We start from the raw sequence: 19,826 nt of genomic DNA on the forward strand, positions 1-19,826 counted from the left end.
GAAATGGATATTAATGACGAAATTAGAGAATTTGGTGAAGGATTAAAAGATCGTCTGGAACCTTCGTTAGTTGACTTTGCCCTTGGTTATCTTGGGTTTTCAGAGAATGTATTAGCATTCGAAACGCTATGTGATCATATTGCTGATCATGATGTTGTGATCAGTAAAGATGAGTACACGCAAGTGCTTAAAATAGCTACTGATCTTGGTCTGGAAATTGATAGTAGGTATACATATATAAATCCAGAAAAATAACCGCTAAAACGTACAAATGCTCCCAACACCAACGTCAGGAGCATTTTTAAAAAGAGTTAGAAATGCGCAAAGGAAAGATTTCGTGCCGCAAGAAAGCGGATGTAACTAACTTTATGCAGCGATACAGACGCGCTAAGAAGTCAAATGCAAAAGTATGGATAATTTACTGAGCAGGATCTACGTTTCCTGTAAGAATTTAGACGTTAATTTCCGATTAGACAGGCGATTCTACTTTAGGTAAATTCTTCTAGTGATCCCAGTTCTAGAGCCGAGAATTGTTTACCACCCATCAAGGCGATTAAAAGTGGAAGATCTTTGTCGCGCTATTCGACAAAAATTATGTATTGATCAGTTGATACCGAAAGTGTTGGAAGTTCTGACTGAAAATCCGTTGGCGGGTGAATATTACGATGGCGAACTAATTGCTGCCTTATCAACGATAAAAGGAGAAGATCTAAAAGATCAGAAAAGTACTCTTATCCAAATAAGGAAGCTCATAAACCAGCTAGCACATTCAAGCGTTAACAATAAGTTAAGAAAAGATATATTAAGAATAAATCAAATAATCATATAACGAATCCCGGCCACTGTGCCTGGATCGCTTAATCAGCCGTTAAGTTTACCCGCAATGCGGCGCTGGGCGCGAAGCTGGCGACCCTTGTCAAGGAGCAGAAAGACCTGACAGCCCGTGCCGCGCTGCACGGTATTGTGGCGGCGGCGCTGACGCAGCTGAGTGGCGGGAGCACTGCGGATGGCCTGAAGGCTGGTGCCATTGGAGCCATTACGGCCTCGGCGATGACGGACCATCTGGTTAGCGCGCTGTATGGAGATAAAAAATCCAGTGACCTGACAGCAGAGGAGAAACGGCTGGTCAGTAGCCTCGTGAGTATCGCGGGTGGGCTGGCAGGTGCTGCGGTGACGGATGGCAGTGTCTCCATGGCGGCGATGGCGTCAGAAACGGCGAAGGTGGAGGTTGAGAATAACTCGCTGAGTAAGGACAAACCAAATATCTTCGATATTAATCCAATGCTGAAAATTGGAATTGAGGATGCAGACGGAGAGTTGCTGAAAGGTGGCGGTGGAATAGCAAAAGATGGGGGGCGTGCAGTTAGTTCCCTGGAAGGAGCGAAGCTAAAAGAATACTATCGACAGGCTGAGAAATATGGGCAAGCTGGGGTTAAGGAACTGGAGAATGGAAATTATCGCTTTTATGGTGATATGACGCCTTCCAGAACAACTGGAGAAATGGCTGGAGCTCTACTGGTAAGAGAGTGGGATCCAAAAACAGGTCAAACCCGAACTTGGTTTGAAACACTTGATCATGCTGGCAATATTCGTAGTGTGGCTCCGAAACCCGTTACTAATGATAAGAACCACCATATTTATGATGCTGATGGGAATTATCAAGGAAGGAGATAAATATGAACGAACTTCCAACGCGTTACGAAATTTCTAGCGTAATTAATAAGTTGAAAGTGGGTGTGGTAGACAGAACCTACGTTGCTCAATGGGCTTTTTCAATTATTGATGCGGATGATATTAGAATCACCGATCAAGTTGCCTGGAAAGTGATTCAAAGCTTAGGTGCTGTCGATCTTCCTTCCTCAGATCGAGATTACTTGTATGGTATTGATGATTTTAATGATTGGTTGCGATTATTGGAATCATGATATTAGAGCTCCCGGCCGCCAATCCGGGATCTTACTTTTATCGGTCAGGAAAAAGAGACAAGGTGGATGAAGGTCCATTACCTGCAACGACTAACGCTATCATCGATACCCTTTCTGATACCGGAGATTTTTCAATAGGCTCCGCAGACTATGCTGCTGATGGGGCATTGGCTCTGACAGCCTGGCGATAGGTGACAGTTACTGCAATAAAGCTCTAAACGCCCTGGAAGGTAAGCATCAGGGTGTTGCAAATACCATAAAAAACCTGATGAAAACTGAAGCCTGGTCAGCTATTGGGGGAGATGGCAAATCAGGCTCTGGACGGGAATTAGCTCGCAGTGGAAGGTATGGATGCGCTGGCAGCATTGGCTCTACGCAGGATTGTCAAAGCAAAAAAGGCTGCATCCCGCAGCCTTTTCTCTCCCATTCACCCTTTCGGGAACACCCAAACATGCTTCTCAGGCAACGAAAGATGGCAGTGCTGCGGATCCCGAACCTCATGCCCATACGCGCGGATCACAAAATCATCTCCCACCGTGCGGAACAGGTACTCCCAGCGGTCGCCGAGATACATGCTGGTGAGCAGCGGCAGCTCAAGCTGATTTTCCCCTGGTCCCTCGACCACCGCCACGCGCTCGACGCGGATCACAGCCGTCGCTTCTTCACCGCTCTGCACCCCTTCACCGGCCTGGCCCCACAGCACCCAACCTTTTCCTTCGATACGCGCTTTGCCGTCGCGCACTTCGGTGACTTTGCCGTGCAGGCGGTTGTTGCTGCCCATAAACTCGGCGGTAAACAGCGTTTTCGGCGAGCCGTACATCTCCTGCGGCGTGCCCTGTTGCTCAATTTTGCCGTTGTTAAGCAGCAGGATGCGGTCGGAAATGGACATTGCTTCATTCTGGTCGTGCGTCACCATCAGAGCCGATAAGCCGAGCTTGATAATCAGCTCGCGCAGGAACACGCGGGCCTCTTCGCGCAGCTTGGCGTCGAGGTTGGAAAGCGGCTCGTCCAGCAAAATTACCGGCGGGTTGTACACCAGCGCCCGGCCAATCGCCACGCGCTGCTGCTGCCCGCCGGAGAGCTGGTGCGGGTGACGTTTGCCAAGATGGCCCAGACCAAGCTGGTCCATCACGTCCTGCACGCGCTGCTGGATCTCTTTGGCCGGGACTTTGCGCAGCTTGAGCGGATAGGCCACGTTCTCAAACACGGTCTTGTGCGGCCACAGGGCATAGGACTGGAACACCAGCCCAAGGTTACGCTCTTCCGCCGGGACCTCGCTGCGCGGCGTGCCGTCGTAAACTTTATTATTGCCAATGACAATCGACCCCTGGGTCGGTTTTTCCAGACCCGCGACGGCGCGCAGCAGGGTGGTTTTACCGCTGCCGGAGGGGCCTAATAGAGAGACCACTTCGCCGCGCTTCAGGTTCATGGAGACACCTTTTAAAACAGGATTGTCGCCGTAGGTTAAGTGCAGATCGTCAACCGCTAATTCAATCATGTATTTTCACTCCGAAACGAAGGGCAATGCCCAGACCTACCACGACCAGCAGGATGTTAATGAAAGAGAGCGCCGCCACGATATCGATGGCACCCGCGGCCCAGAGGGAAACCAGCATCGAGCCGATGGTCTCCGTGCCGGGTGAAAGCAGGTACACACCCGTTGAATATTCGCGCTCAAAGATCAGGAACATCAGCAGCCACGAACCGATAAGACCGTAGCGGGAGAGCGGGATGGTGACGTGGCGGGTGATCTGCCCGCGCGTCGCCCCGGTGCTGCGCGCCGCTTCCTCAAGCTCCGGCCCCACCTGCAGCAGCGTGGAAGAGATCAGCCTCAGCCCGTAAGCCATCCACACCACGGTATAGGCCAGCCAGACGCTGAAAATGGTGCTGCGCAGCGAACGCAGCCAGACGATGACGTTTTCACGCATCCAGTCGGTCCAGGCGAACCCGGAAAGCCAGCCGGATTTCAGCGAGTTATCCAGCCACATCGGCAGGAACAGGAACACCCACAGGAACGCCAGACCCGCCAGCAGGCCAGGCACGGCGCGCGGCACTAGCACGCTGTAGTCCAGAAAACGCGTGGTGTTGTCCGGCTTGCGGTGCATGGCAATGCCGACAAACAGGTAGCACACCACGGCCAGCGCGCCGCCAATCACGCCAATCGCCATGGAGTTGACGATGGCGCGCAGCAGGTTGGGCTGCGCCCAGATGGTGCGGAAGGTGTTCAGAGAAAGCTCGTCCCACAGCGAAACGCCCACGCCCCAGTTGGAGATAAACGCGCGCAATACCACGCCGAGCAGCGGAACGCCGATGGTGACGGTGAGCCAGAAGGCAATCACTCCGCCAGCCACCCAGCGCCATTTACCCAGCGGCAGCGCGCGTGCCTGCGAGGCTTTCCCCTTCATGGTGACGAAGCGGTTGGCGGTGCGCATCAGGCGACGCTGGAGCATCACCAGCGGGATGGTGATGCAGATCAGCACCACGGCAACCGCCGCCATCAGGTTATAGGATGGGGTGCCCATCTTGTTCGTCAGCTTATAGAGATAGGTCGCCAGCACCATGTTGCCTTCCGGGTCGCCGAGGACCAGCATCAGGCCGAACACTTCCAGCCCGAGGAAGAACAGCAGCACGGTGGCGTACAGAATGGACGGGCGCACCATCGGCAGGCTGACGGAGGTCATCACCTGCCAGGGCGACGCGCCCGCGGTGCGTGCGGCTTCTTCCACATCGGAGCCCACGCTGCGCAGCGCAGACGAGATATACAGATAGGCGTGCGGGACGTGCGTCAGGCCGGCGATGACCACAATGCTCGACATGTCGTAGATATTCCACGGCACAAAGCCAATCAGCGCCTGAGCCCACTGGGAGAGAAAGCCCACCGGACCGGCGGCCACCACGTAGCCAAAACCCAGCACCATCGGTGAAACGAAGATCGGGACCAGGATCAGCGGCTCAATCAGCCGGCGGCCGGGCAGGTCGGTACGCACCATCAGAAACGCCAGCACGCCGCCCAGCGGAATGGAGATAAAGACCAGCCCGAAAGCAAGAATAAAGCCGCTTTTCAGGGCCTTATAAAAATCAGGGTCGGTGAAAATAAACTCAAATGATTCAAAGCTCCACTCTTTTGACGGCGAAAAGAACGGGGCGGACAGGAAGCTCTGTATCACGATAAACGACAGCGGCGTATAGATAACCAGGGCGGTTATCAGCACGACGATGCCTCGCGGCAGGCTTTGCCACTTTCTGCGTAATGTATTCATGGGGTATCCCTGGTGTTGCGGCCCAGAAAAACGAACTCAGTCGATAAGGGAGCGCGGCGACCTGCGCCGCGCTCAGACGCTTATTTACCGGCGGCGGTACGCCACTCTTTGATGTACTCCAGGCGTTTTTTCGGCTGCAGGTATTCCAGCAGCGTTTCATCAACCGGAATTGGCTTCAGCGCGTTGCCGAGGATTTTGGTCAGGCCGTCGATATCGTTTTTCCCTTCGATATCGTTACGAATGGAGGGAATATCCGCCTGATTGGCCAGAATGTTTTGCCCTTGTTCAGACAGCACATAGTCCAGCCACAGCTTCGCGGCGTTGCTGTTTTGCGATTGCTGGCTGATGAACGACACGCGCGACAGCACCAGGGTGTAATCTTTTGGATAGGAAATGCCGAGCGAAGGATCGTTCTTCGCGCGCGCTTCCGCGTAGGACCCGAGGATGTTGAAGCCGATCAGGTTTTCACCGGAGGAGACCCGCTCCATCATGGTGCCGGTAGACGACTGCACCGATAAGCCACCTTTGGCGACGTCGGCCAGGGTTTTGAAGTAATTAGGATCGGCGTTGTGATCCTGAACCGAGAGCATAAAGCCCAGACCCGATTTTTCGATGTCGTAGGTGGTGACTTTGCCCTTGAATTTGTCCGTCTGGCTGGCAATCAGCTTCGCCAGCGCGGCGTGAGAATCCGGCACGTCGCCAGCCGGGATCAGGCGCTTGTTGTAGATAAAGACCACCGGCTCATAGGTAGTGCCATAAGCCTTATCCTTCCAGACCGCCCATTTCGGCAGCTGGCTTTGCTCCGGTGATTTATACTCCATGGCGTAGTCGGTGGCGAGCTTCAGGCCGGTGTCCATAGAGGAGCTCCAGACCACGTCGCCGCTCACGCCACCGGAGGCCTGTTCGCTGATGAAGCGGTTGTACAGCTCGGTGCTGTTCATGTCGTTGTATTCGACTTTAATGCCCGGGTAGGTTTTTTCGAAGCCCTGGATCAGCGGTCCGGCGGCCTTGATGTCGGTGGTGGAGTAAATAACAACCTTGCCCTCTTTCGTTGCGGCATCAACAACTTTTTGATATTCAGCAGGATAGCCCTGCGGCAGGGCAGAGAGTGCAGAAGCAGAGAACAGTACAGTAGCGGTAAGCAGAGAAATTCGGAACGTGTTCGACATTATAGTTAACCTTTTAGTTACATTTGAGGAACTAATTGTCAACATAGCGTATCGGGCTCCACCGACAAGAGGGTGAAGCGGGCAATGATTCCGAAGTGTGATTGTCGCCGTCGTTTCAGCAATTAACACCATAAAATCCGCGAACGTTAGCCTGTGAACGGTTCTGGATTACGGTTTATCGGGCGCTTTGCGGTATAACCTTCGCGGATGACCAATATTGCCATACAGCATTTCGACGCTGATTAACCCGCTCTCCACGCAGTATTCAAGGTAGCGACGCCCCGTGGTTTTGCTGATCCCCACGTTTTCCACCACCTCTTCAACCGACATCGCGTTGTCGGGATGCTCGGCGAACAGGTTTTTAATCCGTTCCAGCGTCTGGGGTTCAATGCCCTTCGTCGACGGCGTAATGGAGGCTTCCGCGGCGGGAAGATTAAACAGGCGATCCAGCGCATGCTGGTCGACCACCTTCACCTGCTGCACGGTGTGGATGAAACGCATAAACCGCTCCAGCGAGGCGTGCAGGCGCTGGAAAAAGACGGGCTTAATCAGGTAGTCAAACGCGCCGCTACGCATGGCGTGGCTGCAGGTCTGCATATCGCTGGCGGCGGTGATGAAAATCACCGAGCATTCGTAGCTTTTCAGTAGCGGATTATCAATTAACTCCACGCCTTTACCGTCCGGGAGATAGTTGTCCAGCAGGATAAGTCGCGGCTGGTGCTGACGAATCAGGCTGCATGCCTGCTCAATCGACGCGGCGATGCCCACCACGCGCAGATGGAAATTCTGCTCGATATACTCGCGATGCAGCTCCGCCAGGTGCGGCTCATCTTCAACTATCACAACGTCAAGTGGTCGGGTCATGCTGTCGCCCATTCGGAATAAACACAGAAAAAATAGTGCCCTGCGGCGTGTTGTCGGCAATCTCAATGCTGCCGCCGGCCTTGTCGATATATCCTGCCACCAGAAACAGGCCAATACCGTGCTCGGTACCCACAATGTCGTTTTCGCTGTCCGGCTTGCTGCTGAATCCCTGGCGGAAAATGTGCGGCTTCAACGCATCGTCCACCCCGCAGCCCCGGTCAGCCACCTCGATCAGCAGCTCCTGGTTACGGTCAGAAATATAGAGTTCTACCGGCGCGTGGACCGGGGCGTTGAGTGTCGCCTCCACGGCGTTATCCAGCAGATTACCAATAATGGACATCAGCTCCGTTTCACTCAGCGCGGCAGGCATCCGGGTGAGCTGGCAGGCGGGGTCAAACAGCAGCTCGATGCCTTTTTCGCGCGCGCTGACGTATTTTCCGAGCAGCAGCCCGCACAGCGCCGGGGAGACAAAATGGGCTGAGACAAAGTCCAGCACGCGCTGCGCGCCTTCTGACTGCACCTGAATGTAACGGATCGCCTCGTCATAATGTTTCATCTGCAGTAGCCCGACCAGCGTGGCGGTCCAGTTCAGCTGTTCGTGGCGCATAATGCGCAGGTTATCCGCATAGCGTTTGATCTGACTGAGCTGGCTGCTGAGCGTGTTGATGTCATTTTTGTCGCGAAAGCTGTATACCCAACCGCTTTCAACGCCCGGTTCGACCTCAATGGCTACCCGGTTGACGATCACCTCGCGCTGGTTCAGCACCGCAATCTGGTCGTGGCTGCCAGCGCTCACCGAGGCGTAGCGCTGGGATAAAAACCCCGGCGCCGTCTGCAGAATGTCTTCCAGCGGTTTCCCGATAAGTTCATTCTCACTTTGCCGAATATCCAGCATTTCGCGTGCCGCGCGGTTAATTAAAATCAGCTGCTTCTCGCCATTAACGGCAAATACCCCTTCGTACATGGCTTCTAATAGCGCGCGCTGCTGCAAAACCAGCTGAGCGATATCTTTCGGCTCCAGCCGGAACATCTGTTTTTTTAAATTGCGGGTAAACAGCCAGGAGAAAATAAACAGCAGCAGCAGAAGCGCAGCGCCGTATAGCCCGGACTGCCAGAGAATGCGGGCGTTAATATTGGCAATATACGACGTCAGATAGCCGACCGAGACAATACCAATCACCTGATGCTGCGCGTTGAAGATAGGCGCTTTGCTGCGTAGCGACACGCCAATTCCGCCCTGACGCACGGAAATAATGGTTTTGCCCTTTAACACCTCGGCATTATCCCCGCCGATCATCGGTAAATTAATACGCTCCGGGGATTCCGAATGATAAAGGTGCTGCTCCTCGGTATCGCCAATCACAATGTAGCTGGCATCGCTTTCGGCGCGCAGCGGCTGAATTAACCGGGCTATGCCCGGAATATCTCTGGCCGCTACCATTGCCGCCAGACCCGGCATCAGCGCGATCTGGCTGGCCTGAACCCGGGCGCGCTGGCCGAGATCGTGATGGAGCTGTCGGTCAATAAAATGGAACAGGATTGTTCCCAGCAGAACTAACAGCAGGCAGGAGAAGCACACCAGCGCTAAAAACAGCTTTACCTGAAAAGAGAGTCTGCGTTTCATTCAACCTGCGGAAGTTATGTAAAAGTGACATTTGCCGAGCCTGACATGGGCCAATAGCGGACGCAATCTGGCGAGAAAAGAGTTGTGACCTGGCTTTTCGTTTTCGGCGTTATAGCCATCAGGATCCCGTAAGGCTATGCTTCATTCAGCACGATAATAATTACAGAGGCAATGTCATGGATAAAGAACTACTGGATGCGGGTTACCGGGCCTATACCGGCGAGAAAATTGACGTTTACTTCAATACCGGGATCTGCAAACACTCAGGTAACTGCGTGCGTGGGAGCGCAAAGCTGTTTAATCTGAAACGTAAGCCGTGGATCATTCCCGATGAAGTGGACGTTGAAACGGTTGTACGCGTGATTGATACCTGCCCGAGCGGTGCGCTGAAGTATCGCCAAAAATAAGCGAGGAACCATGGATATTCTGGAAGGCCATAACAAGTTTTACGTCAATGATGCGAACGGCAACCAGGTCGCGGAGATCGTCTTTGTACCGACCGGCGAGCACCTGAGCATTATCGAGCACACCGACGTGGATGAGAGCCTGAAAGGGCAGGGCGTCGGTAAACAGCTGGTGGCGAAAGTGGTGGAGAAGATGCGCGGTGAGAACCGTAAAATTATCCCGCTGTGCCCGTTCGCGAAGCATGAGTTTGATAAAACGCGGGAATATGACGATATTCGGGCGTAATTAACACCGGCGATGGCCGGTGTTATTTTATCTTACCTGCTCAAACAGCAATATCATCGCGATCAGCACCATTATCCCTCCTGACGCCATGCTCACCCTACGCGCCGCCTGTGGCCGGGTCGCCAGGACCGCTTTCGAACCATACCCCACCAGCAGATAGACCAGCGTACAGGTGATAAGGTGCATCACGCCAAGCGCGGACATCTGCATCGCTATCGACCAGCTTCCGGTCGGGTCGGTAAACTGCGGAAGCAGCGCCAGGAAAAGTAAAAACACTTTCGGGTTAAGGCCGCTAATGCAGAGTCCTTTCATCGCCCACTGTCTCCAGTTTCCCGCATGGTGGGTGGCCTTTTCCGGTGCGGCCGGGTGACGCAACAGTCCGATGCCAAGCCAGAGGAGATACACGGCCCCCGCGACGGTCAGCCCGGTTAACGCCAGCGGATGCTGAGCAATCACTACGCCCACGCCAGCCACCACAATCAGCGTAGCTATCAAATGCCCGGACATTAACCCCATCACCGCCGGTACCACGCGTCGCCCGTTAATCCCGGCGCTAATGGCGTAGGCCCAGTCGGCGCCCGGCGTCATGATGAGCAGAAAAGAAACCACCCAAAAGCCGGCCACAATACTCATTTCCATCGTCCTGAAAACTCCCGCAGTGCGTCAAACGTTGAGAAAAAGAATATCGCTAACCCTGCGAAATAGGCTTTCAATGTTATGCTCATAACACCGTGAAAATGAGAAAATCTTCCACATGGATAGCATCGATCGAAAAATTCTTGCTGAGCTACAGTCTGATGGCCGTTTATCCCTGACCGAGCTGGCGGAAAGAGTGAATCTGAGCCTCTCGCCGTGCCATCGTCGCGTGCGGGCGCTGGAGCAAAGCGGGGCGATAACGGGATATCGTGCCAGCCTCGACCCCGCCAAAATGGGATTCAACTTCCTGGCTATAGTGTTTGCGACGCTGAAGGAGGGTGACAGAAAGGCGGTTAGCGCGTTTGAAGCGGCGGTGGAGGAAATTCCGCAGATCGTGCTGGCACAGCGTCTGTTTGGCGATCCCGATTATCTGATGCACGTCGTGACCCGCGACCTGTCCGCTTTCCAGAAACTCTACGACGAGAAGCTCTCCGCCATGCCCGGCGTGCAGCACCTTCGCTCTACGCTTGTGATGAAAACGGTCGTGCAGGACAGACCTTTTCCGCTGGAATCAGCAGGGCGAGACTGAGAGGCATGCCCGGCAGAACGCCGGGCATGCAGGGCGTTTAGCTGACAAACATCACCGACACGCACAGAACGCCGACGATCAGCGTCAGCAGGTTGCCAATGGAGCGGTACTGTTTCAGTGACGGGATCAGATACGTCGACAGCGTCGGCATGATAAACAGGATCATGGCGATAAGCGGGCCGCTGATGGCGTAAATCATCGAAATGGCGTTCGGGTTAATGCAGCAGACGGCAAAGGTGATTAACGACACCCCCATAATGGAAATCGCGCGGTTAAAGGCGCGGCTCTTTTTCACGCCCACCTGATTGAGCGACGACTTCACGATCTCCGTCGCCCCTTCAATCACCCCAAAATAGGTGCCGAGGAACGATTTCGACATCGCAATAATCGCCACGATAATCCCGGAAATGCCCAGCCACGCCGGAGAAGAAGGCATCATCGACAGCGCGGACAGGATCGTTACCCCTTGCTCTTTGGCGGCCACAATGTACGACGGCGGAATTGAGAGCAGGCAGCTGAAGACAAAAAACAGCACGCTCAGGCAGATGATCAGGTACGCCACCTTCATGATTTTCTTACATTTATCCATGGCGCCGTCGGCGAACTTCTCGCGACGGTCAACGGCAAACGTTGAGATAATCGGGGTATGGCTGAAAGCAAACACCATCACCGGAATCGAAATCCATACCTGATGCAGCGTATGACGATCGAACGCCATCTGGCTGGTCAGCAGCGAGGGTTGCCAGCTTCCGGTCAGATAGAGCGAGACAAACAGGAAATAGGCAATCAGCGGAAACACCAGGAAGCCCATCACTTTTATCGTGATATGGCGCCCCATCAGGAAGATCAGATTCAGAACCAGCACCACCCCCAGGCTGACCAGCACGCGAACGGCGGTATCCACCGTCAGGTGTTTCGCCAGCTGCTCCGTGAGCGAGTTGGTGATGGCCACCGCATAAATCTGTACCACCACAAAGAAGGCGATGAAATAGAGCGTGGTGATCAGGTTGCCTATCTTCCTGCCGTAATAGTGCGAGACGGCGCCGGTGATCCCTTCGTTGCCTTTTGTTTTCGACGACAGGATAAATTGCGCCAGCGCCCGGTGCGGCCAGTAGGTTAAGGGATAGGCCACGAGGGCGGTAATAAACAGGACGATAGCGCCTGCGGAGCCCAGCTGAATGGGCAAGAACAGCGTTCCTGCGCCCACGGCCGTGCCATAGAGAGCGAAACTCCAGAGAGTCTCATCTTTTGACCAAATTTTCGACATTAGAGCAACGTATCAACTATCAAACCATCGGAATGGCGTGCAATTTACCATAGTTATGCCTGAAGAGCGCAGTTGCTTCGACGGAGTTTGGCCGGAACGGGCGTCCGGCCAGAGGCGGTTTAGCCTGCCAGGGCGCGCCGTTGCTGGCGACGCTTAAGAAATTTCTCGCGCAGGCTATCGTATGCCCAGTTATATAACATGGTGTACGGCAGGAAGAACAGGAAGAAACCTATTTCCAGCGTGAATGCCTGAAGCAGGGTAACGCCCAGCACGGCGGCGACAATCGATACGCCAATCACAATAAACCCGCATTCGAACCCCAGCGCATGCAGCGCACGCACTTTTGCGGTACGTTTGACGCGCTGAACGGGCCAGAAACGGTCGAAGCCGAAGTTATAGATAATGTTCCACAGCATGGCAGTGGTGGCCAGAATAATGGTCAACCCACCCATCTCCACCACGGAACGCTGCATCAGCCACGCCGCCGTAGGGGCGAGGATCGCCGTCGCAATCCCTTCGAAACAGACAGCATGAAAGATCCGCTCCGGCAGTTTACGTTGGAGTGCATCCTGATGTTGCATAGTCATAGACCTCATTAATTCGCCGGTATGGGCGTTGATGCAGCCTATTTTTATCGCTAAAGCTGATATATTAAAGATGGTATCCATCGCTAAAGTAGATAGGTTATGCGCTATTCACCCGAAGCCCTTAAGGCGTTTGTCGAGACCGTTGCGGCGGGCTCTTTTTCCGCTGCCGCGCGAAGGCTGCGTAAAAGTCAGTCGACGATCAGCACGTCGATTGCCAATCTTGAAGCCGATCTCGGTTTCGAGCTGTTTGACCGCTCGGCGCGCCAGCCGGTGTTAACGGTCCAGGGAGAACAGGTGCTGGGCTACGTGCAGGCTATCCTGGCCGCCAGCACGCGGCTGGACGAGCTGGCGGTGTCGCTAACGGCGCAAACGGAGGCGCGTCTGACGTTTGTCCTTTCCGATACCCTCAACCCGGACGTGCTGGAAGATATGATGAAACAGTTTGACGCGCGTTTTCCCCATACGGAATTCGAATGTCTGATTGGCGAGGAAGAGGACGTGATCGATCTGCTGCAAAAGGAGCGAGCGCAGATTGGCCTGACGGAAGCGCGCGACAGTTACCCTACGGATATTGGCGTCACCCGGTTGCCGATGCAGACTCGTATGGCGATCTACGTCGCGACCACGCATCCGCTGGCCGGACAACATGACGTTCAGCATGACGAGCTGCACGGCTGGCGGGAGCTGCGGCTCAGCACCTATCTTGAGCGCGAGGCTGAGATCGCGCGCGGGCCCGTCTGGTCAGCCCCGAATTACCTGTTACTCTTGAGTATGGCGGTACAGGGATTTGGCTGGTGCGTGCTGCCGTGCGCGCTGGTGGATGAATTTGCCGCCGCGAAATCCCTGGTACAGCTCAATGTTCCCGGCTGGCCGCGGGCGATCGGCATCGATCTGCTGTGGAATAAACGATCCCCTCCCGGCGTTGCCGGCAGCTGGCTGCGGCAGTATCTGCAGGATGCGCGCTGATCCTTGTGATTAAACTCACTATTTTTAAACAATTAAGATAATTGCCAGTAACAATCCTCTACTATCGTCATGTCATTTAACACAGAGGTCGTGATGAAAGATGTCGTAATAGTGGGTGCGTTGCGTACAGCTATCGGCTGTTTTCAGGGAGCGCTCGCGCGTCACTCGGCGGTTGACCTGGGCAGCGTGGTGGTAAAAGCGCTGGTGGAACGCAGCGGGATCGCAGCACATGAAGTTGATGAGGTGATCCTGGGACAGGTCCTCACGGCCGGTGCCGGGCAAAACCCTGCGCGTCAGGCGGCGCTGAAGGGCGGGCTGCCCAATACCGTTTCGGCCATCACCATCAACGACGTCTGTGGTTCAGGATTAAAAGCGCTGCATCTCGCGACGCAAGCCATTCAGTGTGGTGAAGCGGACGTGATCATCGCGGGCGGGCAGGAGAATATGAGCCGCGCGCCGCACGTGTTGACCGACAGCCGGACCGGCGCACAGCTTGGCAACAGTCAGCTGCTCGACAGCCTGGTGCATGACGGGCTTTGGGATGCGTTCAATGACTATCATATGGGCGTGACGGCGGAAAACCTGGCGCGCGAGTACGGCATCAGCCGTGAGGTGCAGGATGCCTATGCGCTAAGCTCGCAGCAAAAAGCGCGTGCGGCGATTGATTCCGGTCGCTTTCGCGACGAGATTGTTCCGGTCAGCACGCAGCGTCAGAGCGGCGAGCGTATCCTCGTGGATACCGATGAACAGCCGCGCACTGACGCCAGCGCAGAAGGCCTGGCGAGGCTGAATCCCGCGTTTGAAATGCAGGGCTCGGTGACGGCGGGAAATGCCTCTTCCATTAACGACGGCGCTGCCGCCGTTATGATGATGAGCGAAAGCAAAGCCCTTGAACTCGATCTTCCCGTCCTGGCCCGCATTAAGGCGTTCGCCAGCGTAGGGGTTGATCCTGCGTTAATGGGGATCGCTCCGGTCTACGCGACCCGCCGCTGTCTGGAGCGCGCGGGGTGGCAGCTTTCAGATGTGGATCTGATCGAAGTGAACGAAGCCTATGCCGCGCAGGCGATCTCCGTCGGAAAAATGCTGGAGTGGGATCCTCTGCGGGTCAACGTTAACGGTGGCGCGATCGCGCTGGGCCATCCTATCGGTGCGTCCGGCTGCCGGATCCTGGTTTCGCTGGTCCACGAAATGAAAAAGCGCAATGCCCGCAAAGGGATTGCCACACTCTGTATAGGCGGCGGGCAAGGGGTGGCGCTGGCTATCGAACGCTAACCTCTTTTCATTAAAAATGACCTCCTCCGGGAGGTTTTTTTTCGCGTCCTTTTTCTCCCGGCGGCTTAATTGTGATCCGAACATCATTTTCGCTATAAACAAAAATAAAAATGAAACGTTGTTTTAAATATAATTGAAAAGCCCGCTTTATGCCGATAGTATGTGCTCATTATGAAAAACGGAACACTGTTTCGTTTATTTCCGCCTTCGGGCATGACCACATCTGGAGGTTACCGTGGACGTCAGAGAAAGCATCCACAGTGCGCACGCCAAAACGCTGGATACTCAGGGGCTGCGCAATGCATTTTTAGTCGAGCAGGTATTCGAGGCCGACAGGTACACCATGGTTTACAGCCATATCGACCGCATCATTGTGGGCGGGATTCTGCCGGTCACGAAAAGCGTCTCCGTGGGCGGTGAGGTCGGTAAACAGCTGGGCGTGAGCTACTTCCTCGAGCGTCGCGAGCTGGGGGTGATTAACATCGGCGGGCCGGGGACCATCACCGTAGACGGAAAATGCTATGAGATTGGCCATCGCGAGGCGCTGTACGTGGGTAAAGGGGCGAAAGACGTGGTCTTTGCCAGCATCGACGGCAGCAGGCCCGCGAAGTTTTACTACAACTGCGCGCCGGCTCACTCCACCTACCCAACCAAAAAAGTGACCACCGCAGACGTCGCTCCCGTGACGCTGGGCGATAACCTCACCAGCAACCGCCGCACCATCAATAAATACTTCGTGCCGGACGTGCTGGAGACCTGCCAGCTCAGCATGGGATTGACCGAGCTGGCACCGGGCAACCTGTGGAACACCATGCCGTGCCATACCCACGAGCGCCGCATGGAAGTCTACTTCTACTTCAACATGGATGAGGACGCCTGCGTGTTCCACATGATGGGACAGCCGCAGGAAACGCGCCATATCGTGATGCACAACGAGCAGGCGGTGATTTCACCGAGCTGGTCCATTCACTCCGGCGTAGGGACGAAAGCCTACACCTTTATCTGGGGAATGGTGGGTGAAAACCAGGTCTTTGATGATATGGACCACGTTGCGGTCAGCGATCTGCGCTAGTCGCGGGCGGTGAAGCATAAACCTGCCTGTGAGTGACAGGCTCTGAAAGAGTAAGGAATAAACATGATTCTGGATGCATTCTCTCTGCAGGGGAAAGTGGCTGTGGTTTCCGGGTGTGACACCGGGCTGGGTCAGGGAATGGCGTTAGGCCTGGCGGAAGCGGGCTGCGATATCGTCGGAATTAATATCGTTGAACCGACTGAGACCATCGAACGCGTGACGGCCCTGGGCCGCCGTTTCCTGAGCCTGACCGCTGACCTGCGTAAAATCGATGCCATTCCTGAACTGCTGGACCGCGCGGTGGCTGAATTCGGTCATATCGACATTCTGGTGAACAACGCCGGGCTGATCCGCCGCGAAGACGCGATCGGCTTCAGCGAGCGCGACTGGGATGACGTGATGGATTTGAACATCAAGAGCGTATTTTTCATGTCCCAGGCGGCGGCGAAGCATTTTATTGCCCAGGGGAAAGGCGGCAAGATCATTAACATTGCCTCTATGCTCTCGTTCCAGGGCGGCATCCGCGTGCCGTCTTACACCGCGTCCAAAAGCGCCGTAATGGGCGTGACCCGCCTGCTGGCAAACGAATGGGCGAAACATAACATCAACGTGAATGCGATTGCGCCGGGCTACATGGCGACCAACAACACGCAGCAGCTGCGTGCTGACGAAGAGCGCAGCGCGGCGATCCTGGAGCGTATCCCTGCGGGACGCTGGGGTCTGCCGAGCGATCTGATGGGGCCGATTGTCTTCCTGGCCTCCTCCGCATCGGATTACATCAACGGTTACACCGTGGCTGTAGACGGCGGCTGGCTGGCGCGTTAATTCCACCTGTATTAAGAACCTCTGCCTGTGGGCGGAGGTTTTTTTTGCGCAATAATTGGCTTAGTCCATATCGATAAAGATGAAAAATCCATACTAAAAAATCGCAAATGACGGCAATCACACTTTTATTGCTTAAATATTAACTGATTAGTAAAAATACGTGATTATTCGCCACCAGTTGAAATTGTAATGTCCATCACAGAACCGTATGCCGTAGCGGAATAATCCATAACTTCGCGATTTCCTGCCTGACACTTTTCCTCGCTTTCTCGTAATTTCAGTTAACGAATTTTGCTGTTGAGGCAGGAAAAATATGACATCGATAAATGACTCTACCCTAATGCCCGCTGCGCTGCGTGATACTCGCCGCATGAACCAGTTTGTCTCCATTGCCGCCGCCGTGGCGGGCCTGTTATTTGGACTGGATATCGGCGTCATTGCCGGCGCATTACCGTTTATTACCGATCACTTTACCCTCAGCAGTCGCCTGCAGGAGTGGGTGGTGAGCAGCATGATGCTCGGCGCGGCCATCGGCGCGCTGTTCAACGGCTGGCTGTCGTTCCGCCTGGGGCGCAAATACAGCCTGATGGTCGGGGCTATTCTGTTCGTTGCCGGCTCCATTGGCTCGGCGTTTGCCGCTAATGTTGAAATCCTCCTGCTCTCCCGCGTGCTGCTGGGCGTGGCGGTGGGGATTGCCTCCTACACCGCGCCGCTTTATCTCTCCGAAATGGCGAGCGAAAACGTGCGCGGCAAGATGATCAGCATGTATCAACTGATGGTCACGCTGGGTATTGTGCTGGCGTTCCTGTCTGACACCTACTTCAGCTACAGCGGCAACTGGCGCGCGATGTTGGGCGTGCTGGCCTTACCGGCGCTGGTGCTGATCGTCCTGGTGATTTTCCTGCCAAACAGCCCGCGCTGGCTGGCGCAAAAAGGGCGTCACGTGGAGGCGGAAGAGGTTCTGCGCATGCTGCGCGATACCTCGGAAAAAGCGCGCGAAGAGCTGAACGAAATCCGCGAAAGCCTGAAGCTAAAGCAGGGCGGCTGGGCGCTGTTTAAGATCAACCGCAACGTGCGCCGCGCGGTCTTCCTCGGCATGTTGCTGCAGGCAATGCAGCAGTTCACCGGCATGAACATCATCATGTATTACGCGCCGCGCATTTTCAAAATGGCCGGGTTTACCACTACGGAACAGCAGATGATTGCGACTCTGGTGGTCGGGCTGACCTTCATGTTCGCCACCTTTATTGCGGTATTCACCGTGGACAAAGCCGGGCGTAAGCCGGCGCTGAAAATTGGCTTCAGCGTGATGGCGCTCGGCACGCTGATTCTGGGCTACTGCCTGATGCAGTTTGATAACGGCACGGCCTCAAGCGGGCTTTCCTGGCTTTCTGTCGGTATGACCATGATGTGTATCGCAGGTTACGCGATGAGCGCCGCGCCGGTGGTGTGGATCCTGTGCTCCGAAATTCAGCCGCTCAAATGCCGTGACTTTGGCATCACCTGTTCCACTACCACCAACTGGGTGTCGAACATGATCATCGGTGCGACGTTCCTGACGCTGCTGGACGCGATTGGCGCAGCGGGAACGTTCTGGCTCTACACGGTGCTGAACGTAGCGTTTATTGGCGTTACGTTCTGGCTGATCCCGGAAACCAAAGGCGTGACGCTGGAACATATCGAGCGCAAGCTGATGGCAGGAGAGAAACTGCGGAACATCGGCGTGTGATTGTTTTGCATGTTAGAAGGCTTCACTCTATGCCGTAACTGGAAAAGAAAAAGGTGGCTTAGCCACAATAATAATGTGACTAAGATCACTACTAACTCTGGTAGGGAGTAGACACAGAGAGGGAACTGGCATTAGGATTTTTCTTAGATTGTTGAATTGTCGGGCCACCGCTATCAATTGAGCAAAGACGCGTTGCAGCCGGAAAAAGAAGAATCACTATGTCAGAAATGGATTTAAGAAAAAGCACGGACCTCGACTTTCCCCGTTTTGCCGCCCCGGCTGTAAGCGCAAAAGAGATAGATCTTCTGGGATTGTTTGAGGTCCTTCTGGCGGCGAAAAAACGTATCGCCGCCATTATCTTTACTTTCGCGCTGGTGGGGCTGGCCGTTTCATTTTTACTGCCGCAGAAATGGACCAGTAAAGCGGTGATCACCCCGGCAGAACAGCTGCAGTGGAACCCACTGCGCCAGATGATGGTGGCGTTACAGGTGCTTGATGTGGACGTGAAGATCACCCGTCCGCAAATTTTTGACCTGTTTATTAAAAAGTTCCAGTCTCAGTCATTGCTCGAAGAGTATATGACAACCTCTCCTTACGTAACATCGAAGCTGCAAGGCACCACGGTGGATCCGCTTGAGCTGCATCGCGCGATAGTCAACATTTCAGATCGAATGAAAGCGGTGAATAACGCTCAGGGAAAAGAGGCGGATAAAACGCCTTATGTTTCCTGGACATTGAGCTTTACTGCGCCGACAGCTGACGATGCGCAAGCCGTCCTGGCGGGGTACATTGATTATATCGCGGCTATTGTAGAAAAAGAGACGGTGCAGAATATCCGCAACCTGATCGCCCTAAAAACGAACGTCGTTGAGCAGCAGCTGGAACTGGATCGAGTTCGTCTGACCAATATTCACAATACCAACCTGCAGCGACTGAATTATTCGCTGGAAGTGGCAAATGCCGCAGGCATCAAGAGGCCGGTTTACAGCAACGGGCAGGCCGTAAAAGATGACCCGGATTACTCCGTTGCGCTCGGTGCTGACGGTATCGCGCAAAAGCTGCAGATTGAAAAAAATTTGAAGGACGTGACCGAGCTGAATGCGGATTTCCAGAACAGGGAATACTACCTCGCACAGCTGAAAAAGCTCTCCTTCGCCGATGTTAAACTTGAGCCATTCAGGTACCAGCTTTCTCCCTCCATGCCGGTGAAAAAGGATGGCCCGGGCAAGGCTCTGATTGTTGTTCTGGCGGCGCTTCTGGGGGGGATGTTTGCCTGCGGTAGCGTTTTACTTCGCGAGGCGATGCTCACCCGTACTTCGCCGCCAGAGCCGGTAGCGAAATAAGCTCTGCA

General features: G+C 54.6%; 22 protein-coding genes. 13 read left to right on the plus strand and 9 right to left on the minus strand.

All coding sequences use genetic code 11. The annotated features are described in order from the left end of the window. The first annotated feature begins 3 nt into the window (after window positions 1-3). Both FOY96_RS03710 and FOY96_RS03715 read left to right on the plus strand, forming a co-directional pair. Window positions 4-255: a MafI family immunity protein gene (locus FOY96_RS03710; protein WP_039263471.1), complete on the plus strand. Its 252-nt coding sequence runs from the start codon at window positions 4-6 to the stop codon at window positions 253-255. Between the two features lie 304 nt (window positions 256-559). Next, window positions 560-829: a contact-dependent growth inhibition system immunity protein gene (locus tag FOY96_RS03715; protein ID WP_346364533.1), complete on the plus strand. Its 270-nt coding sequence runs from the start codon at window positions 560-562 to the stop codon at window positions 827-829. 32 nt (window positions 830-861) lie between these two features. On the opposite strand, the gene FOY96_RS22945 is transcribed toward FOY96_RS03715, so the two are convergent. Continuing rightward, on the minus strand, window positions 862-1,062 hold the full coding sequence (locus FOY96_RS22945) for a hypothetical protein (RefSeq protein ID WP_039263302.1): 201 nt from the start codon (window positions 1,060-1,062) through the stop codon (window positions 862-864). Between FOY96_RS22945 and FOY96_RS23070 the strand changes: the two genes are divergently transcribed. Then, window positions 1,051-1,674: a VENN motif pre-toxin domain-containing protein gene (locus FOY96_RS23070; RefSeq protein WP_269473772.1), complete on the plus strand. Its 624-nt coding sequence runs from the start codon at window positions 1,051-1,053 to the stop codon at window positions 1,672-1,674. The two genes, FOY96_RS22945 and FOY96_RS23070, sit on opposite strands and share 12 nt — an antisense overlap. Window positions 1,675-1,676: 2 nt before the next feature. After that, window positions 1,677-1,925, plus strand: a complete 249-nt coding sequence (locus FOY96_RS03730; RefSeq protein ID WP_058841043.1) for a hypothetical protein — start codon at window positions 1,677-1,679, stop codon at window positions 1,923-1,925. A gap of 427 nt (window positions 1,926-2,352) precedes the next feature. Here the strand turns inward: FOY96_RS03730 and FOY96_RS03735 are convergent, their stop codons facing one another. The 5 genes from FOY96_RS03735 to FOY96_RS03755 all read right to left on the minus strand — a co-directional run bounded on the left by FOY96_RS03735 (window position 2,353) and on the right by FOY96_RS03755 (window position 8,842). Next, window positions 2,353-3,423 carry an ABC transporter ATP-binding protein gene (locus tag FOY96_RS03735; protein WP_143346520.1) on the minus strand — a complete coding sequence of 357 codons (1,071 nt, stop codon included), beginning with the start codon at window positions 3,421-3,423 and terminating at the stop codon, window positions 2,353-2,355. Beyond that, window positions 3,416-5,185 (minus strand): ABC transporter permease, encoded by a 1,770-nt coding sequence (locus FOY96_RS03740; RefSeq protein WP_023309073.1) that lies wholly within the window; start codon window positions 5,183-5,185, stop codon window positions 3,416-3,418. Before FOY96_RS03740 ends, FOY96_RS03735 begins: the two co-directional genes overlap by 8 nt. Window positions 5,186-5,265: 80 nt before the next feature. Continuing rightward, entirely contained in the window at window positions 5,266-6,354 is a 1,089-nt protein-coding gene (locus tag FOY96_RS03745; RefSeq protein ID WP_023309072.1) for an ABC transporter substrate-binding protein, read from the minus strand. Between the two features lie 168 nt (window positions 6,355-6,522). Next, window positions 6,523-7,218 (minus strand): response regulator, encoded by a 696-nt coding sequence (locus tag FOY96_RS03750; RefSeq protein ID WP_143346521.1) that lies wholly within the window; start codon window positions 7,216-7,218, stop codon window positions 6,523-6,525. Continuing rightward, window positions 7,202-8,842 (minus strand): ATP-binding protein, encoded by a 1,641-nt coding sequence (locus FOY96_RS03755; protein ID WP_048979853.1) that lies wholly within the window; start codon window positions 8,840-8,842, stop codon window positions 7,202-7,204. The genes FOY96_RS03750 and FOY96_RS03755 overlap by 17 nt, the downstream gene beginning before the upstream one ends. A gap of 176 nt (window positions 8,843-9,018) precedes the next feature. On the opposite strand from FOY96_RS03755, the gene yjdI reads away from it, so the two are divergent. Together yjdI and FOY96_RS03765 are read left to right on the plus strand one after the other, a co-directional pair. Then, on the plus strand, window positions 9,019-9,249 hold the full coding sequence (gene yjdI, locus FOY96_RS03760) for a 4Fe-4S mono-cluster protein YjdI (RefSeq protein WP_008499689.1): 231 nt from the start codon (window positions 9,019-9,021) through the stop codon (window positions 9,247-9,249). A gap of 10 nt (window positions 9,250-9,259) precedes the next feature. Further along, complete coding sequence (locus FOY96_RS03765) at window positions 9,260-9,532, plus strand: GNAT family N-acetyltransferase (RefSeq protein WP_008499687.1); 273 nt, start codon at window positions 9,260-9,262, stop codon at window positions 9,530-9,532. Window positions 9,533-9,559: 27 nt separating this feature from the next. Here the strand turns inward: FOY96_RS03765 and FOY96_RS03770 are convergent, their stop codons facing one another. Continuing rightward, window positions 9,560-10,171 (minus strand): LysE family translocator, encoded by a 612-nt coding sequence (locus tag FOY96_RS03770; protein ID WP_143346522.1) that lies wholly within the window; start codon window positions 10,169-10,171, stop codon window positions 9,560-9,562. 115 nt (window positions 10,172-10,286) lie between these two features. Between FOY96_RS03770 and FOY96_RS03775 the strand changes: the two genes are divergently transcribed. Further along, window positions 10,287-10,757 (plus strand): Lrp/AsnC family transcriptional regulator, encoded by a 471-nt coding sequence (locus tag FOY96_RS03775; RefSeq protein WP_023309067.1) that lies wholly within the window; start codon window positions 10,287-10,289, stop codon window positions 10,755-10,757. Between the two features lie 37 nt (window positions 10,758-10,794). Here FOY96_RS03775 and FOY96_RS03780 read toward each other — a convergent pair whose 3' ends face one another. Both FOY96_RS03780 and FOY96_RS03785 read right to left on the minus strand, forming a co-directional pair. Further along, window positions 10,795-12,024 carry an amino acid permease gene (locus FOY96_RS03780; RefSeq protein ID WP_143346523.1) on the minus strand — a complete coding sequence of 410 codons (1,230 nt, stop codon included), beginning with the start codon at window positions 12,022-12,024 and terminating at the stop codon, window positions 10,795-10,797. 119 nt (window positions 12,025-12,143) lie between these two features. Continuing rightward, a complete protein-coding gene (locus FOY96_RS03785) occupies window positions 12,144-12,605 on the minus strand; it encodes a multidrug/biocide efflux PACE transporter (protein WP_143347751.1) in 462 nt (153 codons plus the stop codon). 105 nt (window positions 12,606-12,710) lie between these two features. Between FOY96_RS03785 and FOY96_RS03790 the strand changes: the two genes are divergently transcribed. From FOY96_RS03790 to wzz(fepE), 6 genes are all read left to right on the plus strand, one after another. Beyond that, window positions 12,711-13,577 (plus strand): LysR family transcriptional regulator, encoded by an 867-nt coding sequence (locus FOY96_RS03790; RefSeq protein ID WP_143346524.1) that lies wholly within the window; start codon window positions 12,711-12,713, stop codon window positions 13,575-13,577. 93 nt (window positions 13,578-13,670) lie between these two features. Then, window positions 13,671-14,849, plus strand: a complete 1,179-nt coding sequence (locus FOY96_RS03795) for an acetyl-CoA C-acetyltransferase (protein ID WP_038417283.1) — start codon at window positions 13,671-13,673, stop codon at window positions 14,847-14,849. 235 nt (window positions 14,850-15,084) lie between these two features. Further along, window positions 15,085-15,921: a 5-dehydro-4-deoxy-D-glucuronate isomerase gene (gene kduI, locus FOY96_RS03800; protein WP_039263316.1), complete on the plus strand. Its 837-nt coding sequence runs from the start codon at window positions 15,085-15,087 to the stop codon at window positions 15,919-15,921. A gap of 63 nt (window positions 15,922-15,984) precedes the next feature. After that, window positions 15,985-16,746: a 2-dehydro-3-deoxy-D-gluconate 5-dehydrogenase KduD gene (gene kduD / locus FOY96_RS03805; protein ID WP_064673498.1), complete on the plus strand. Its 762-nt coding sequence runs from the start codon at window positions 15,985-15,987 to the stop codon at window positions 16,744-16,746. Window positions 16,747-17,059: 313 nt separating this feature from the next. Next, window positions 17,060-18,475: an arabinose-proton symporter AraE gene (gene araE / locus FOY96_RS03810; RefSeq protein WP_032660200.1), complete on the plus strand. Its 1,416-nt coding sequence runs from the start codon at window positions 17,060-17,062 to the stop codon at window positions 18,473-18,475. Between the two features lie 218 nt (window positions 18,476-18,693). Further along, entirely contained in the window at window positions 18,694-19,818 is a 1,125-nt protein-coding gene (wzz(fepE), locus tag FOY96_RS03815) for an LPS O-antigen length regulator Wzz(fepE) (RefSeq protein ID WP_045888663.1), read from the plus strand. Window positions 19,819-19,826: the final 8 nt, after the last annotated feature.

The organism is Enterobacter asburiae (genome assembly GCF_007035645.1).
GTDB lineage: Bacteria > Pseudomonadota > Gammaproteobacteria > Enterobacterales > Enterobacteriaceae > Enterobacter > Enterobacter asburiae_B.

Excerpts from the sequence above, each read along its gene's own strand:
- FOY96_RS03740 (WP_023309073.1), bottom strand. The coding sequence starts at position 5,185 with ATGAATACATTACGCAGAAAGTGGCAAAGCCTGCCGCGAGGCATCGTC.
- araE (WP_032660200.1), top strand. The coding sequence starts at position 17,060 with ATGACATCGATAAATGACTCTACCCTAATGCCCGCTGCGCTGCGTGAT.
- FOY96_RS03770 (WP_143346522.1), bottom strand. The coding sequence starts at position 10,171 with ATGGAAATGAGTATTGTGGCCGGCTTTTGGGTGGTTTCTTTTCTGCTC.
- FOY96_RS03750 (WP_143346521.1), bottom strand. The coding sequence starts at position 7,218 with ATGACCCGACCACTTGACGTTGTGATAGTTGAAGATGAGCCGCACCTG.
- FOY96_RS03775 (WP_023309067.1), top strand. The coding sequence starts at position 10,287 with ATGGATAGCATCGATCGAAAAATTCTTGCTGAGCTACAGTCTGATGGC.
- FOY96_RS03765 (WP_008499687.1), top strand. The coding sequence starts at position 9,260 with ATGGATATTCTGGAAGGCCATAACAAGTTTTACGTCAATGATGCGAAC.
- FOY96_RS23070 (WP_269473772.1), top strand. The coding sequence starts at position 1,051 with ATGACGGACCATCTGGTTAGCGCGCTGTATGGAGATAAAAAATCCAGT.
- FOY96_RS22945 (WP_039263302.1), bottom strand. The coding sequence starts at position 1,062 with ATGGTCCGTCATCGCCGAGGCCGTAATGGCTCCAATGGCACCAGCCTT.
- FOY96_RS03710 (WP_039263471.1), top strand. The coding sequence starts at position 4 with ATGGATATTAATGACGAAATTAGAGAATTTGGTGAAGGATTAAAAGAT.
- FOY96_RS03790 (WP_143346524.1), top strand. The coding sequence starts at position 12,711 with ATGCGCTATTCACCCGAAGCCCTTAAGGCGTTTGTCGAGACCGTTGCG.
- FOY96_RS03735 (WP_143346520.1), bottom strand. The coding sequence starts at position 3,423 with ATGATTGAATTAGCGGTTGACGATCTGCACTTAACCTACGGCGACAAT.
- kduD (WP_064673498.1), top strand. The coding sequence starts at position 15,985 with ATGATTCTGGATGCATTCTCTCTGCAGGGGAAAGTGGCTGTGGTTTCC.
- FOY96_RS03730 (WP_058841043.1), top strand. The coding sequence starts at position 1,677 with ATGAACGAACTTCCAACGCGTTACGAAATTTCTAGCGTAATTAATAAG.
- FOY96_RS03795 (WP_038417283.1), top strand. The coding sequence starts at position 13,671 with ATGAAAGATGTCGTAATAGTGGGTGCGTTGCGTACAGCTATCGGCTGT.
- FOY96_RS03745 (WP_023309072.1), bottom strand. The coding sequence starts at position 6,354 with ATGTCGAACACGTTCCGAATTTCTCTGCTTACCGCTACTGTACTGTTC.
- FOY96_RS03755 (WP_048979853.1), bottom strand. The coding sequence starts at position 8,842 with ATGAAACGCAGACTCTCTTTTCAGGTAAAGCTGTTTTTAGCGCTGGTG.
- FOY96_RS03785 (WP_143347751.1), bottom strand. The coding sequence starts at position 12,605 with ATGCAACATCAGGATGCACTCCAACGTAAACTGCCGGAGCGGATCTTT.
- FOY96_RS03780 (WP_143346523.1), bottom strand. The coding sequence starts at position 12,024 with ATGTCGAAAATTTGGTCAAAAGATGAGACTCTCTGGAGTTTCGCTCTC.
- yjdI (WP_008499689.1), top strand. The coding sequence starts at position 9,019 with ATGGATAAAGAACTACTGGATGCGGGTTACCGGGCCTATACCGGCGAG.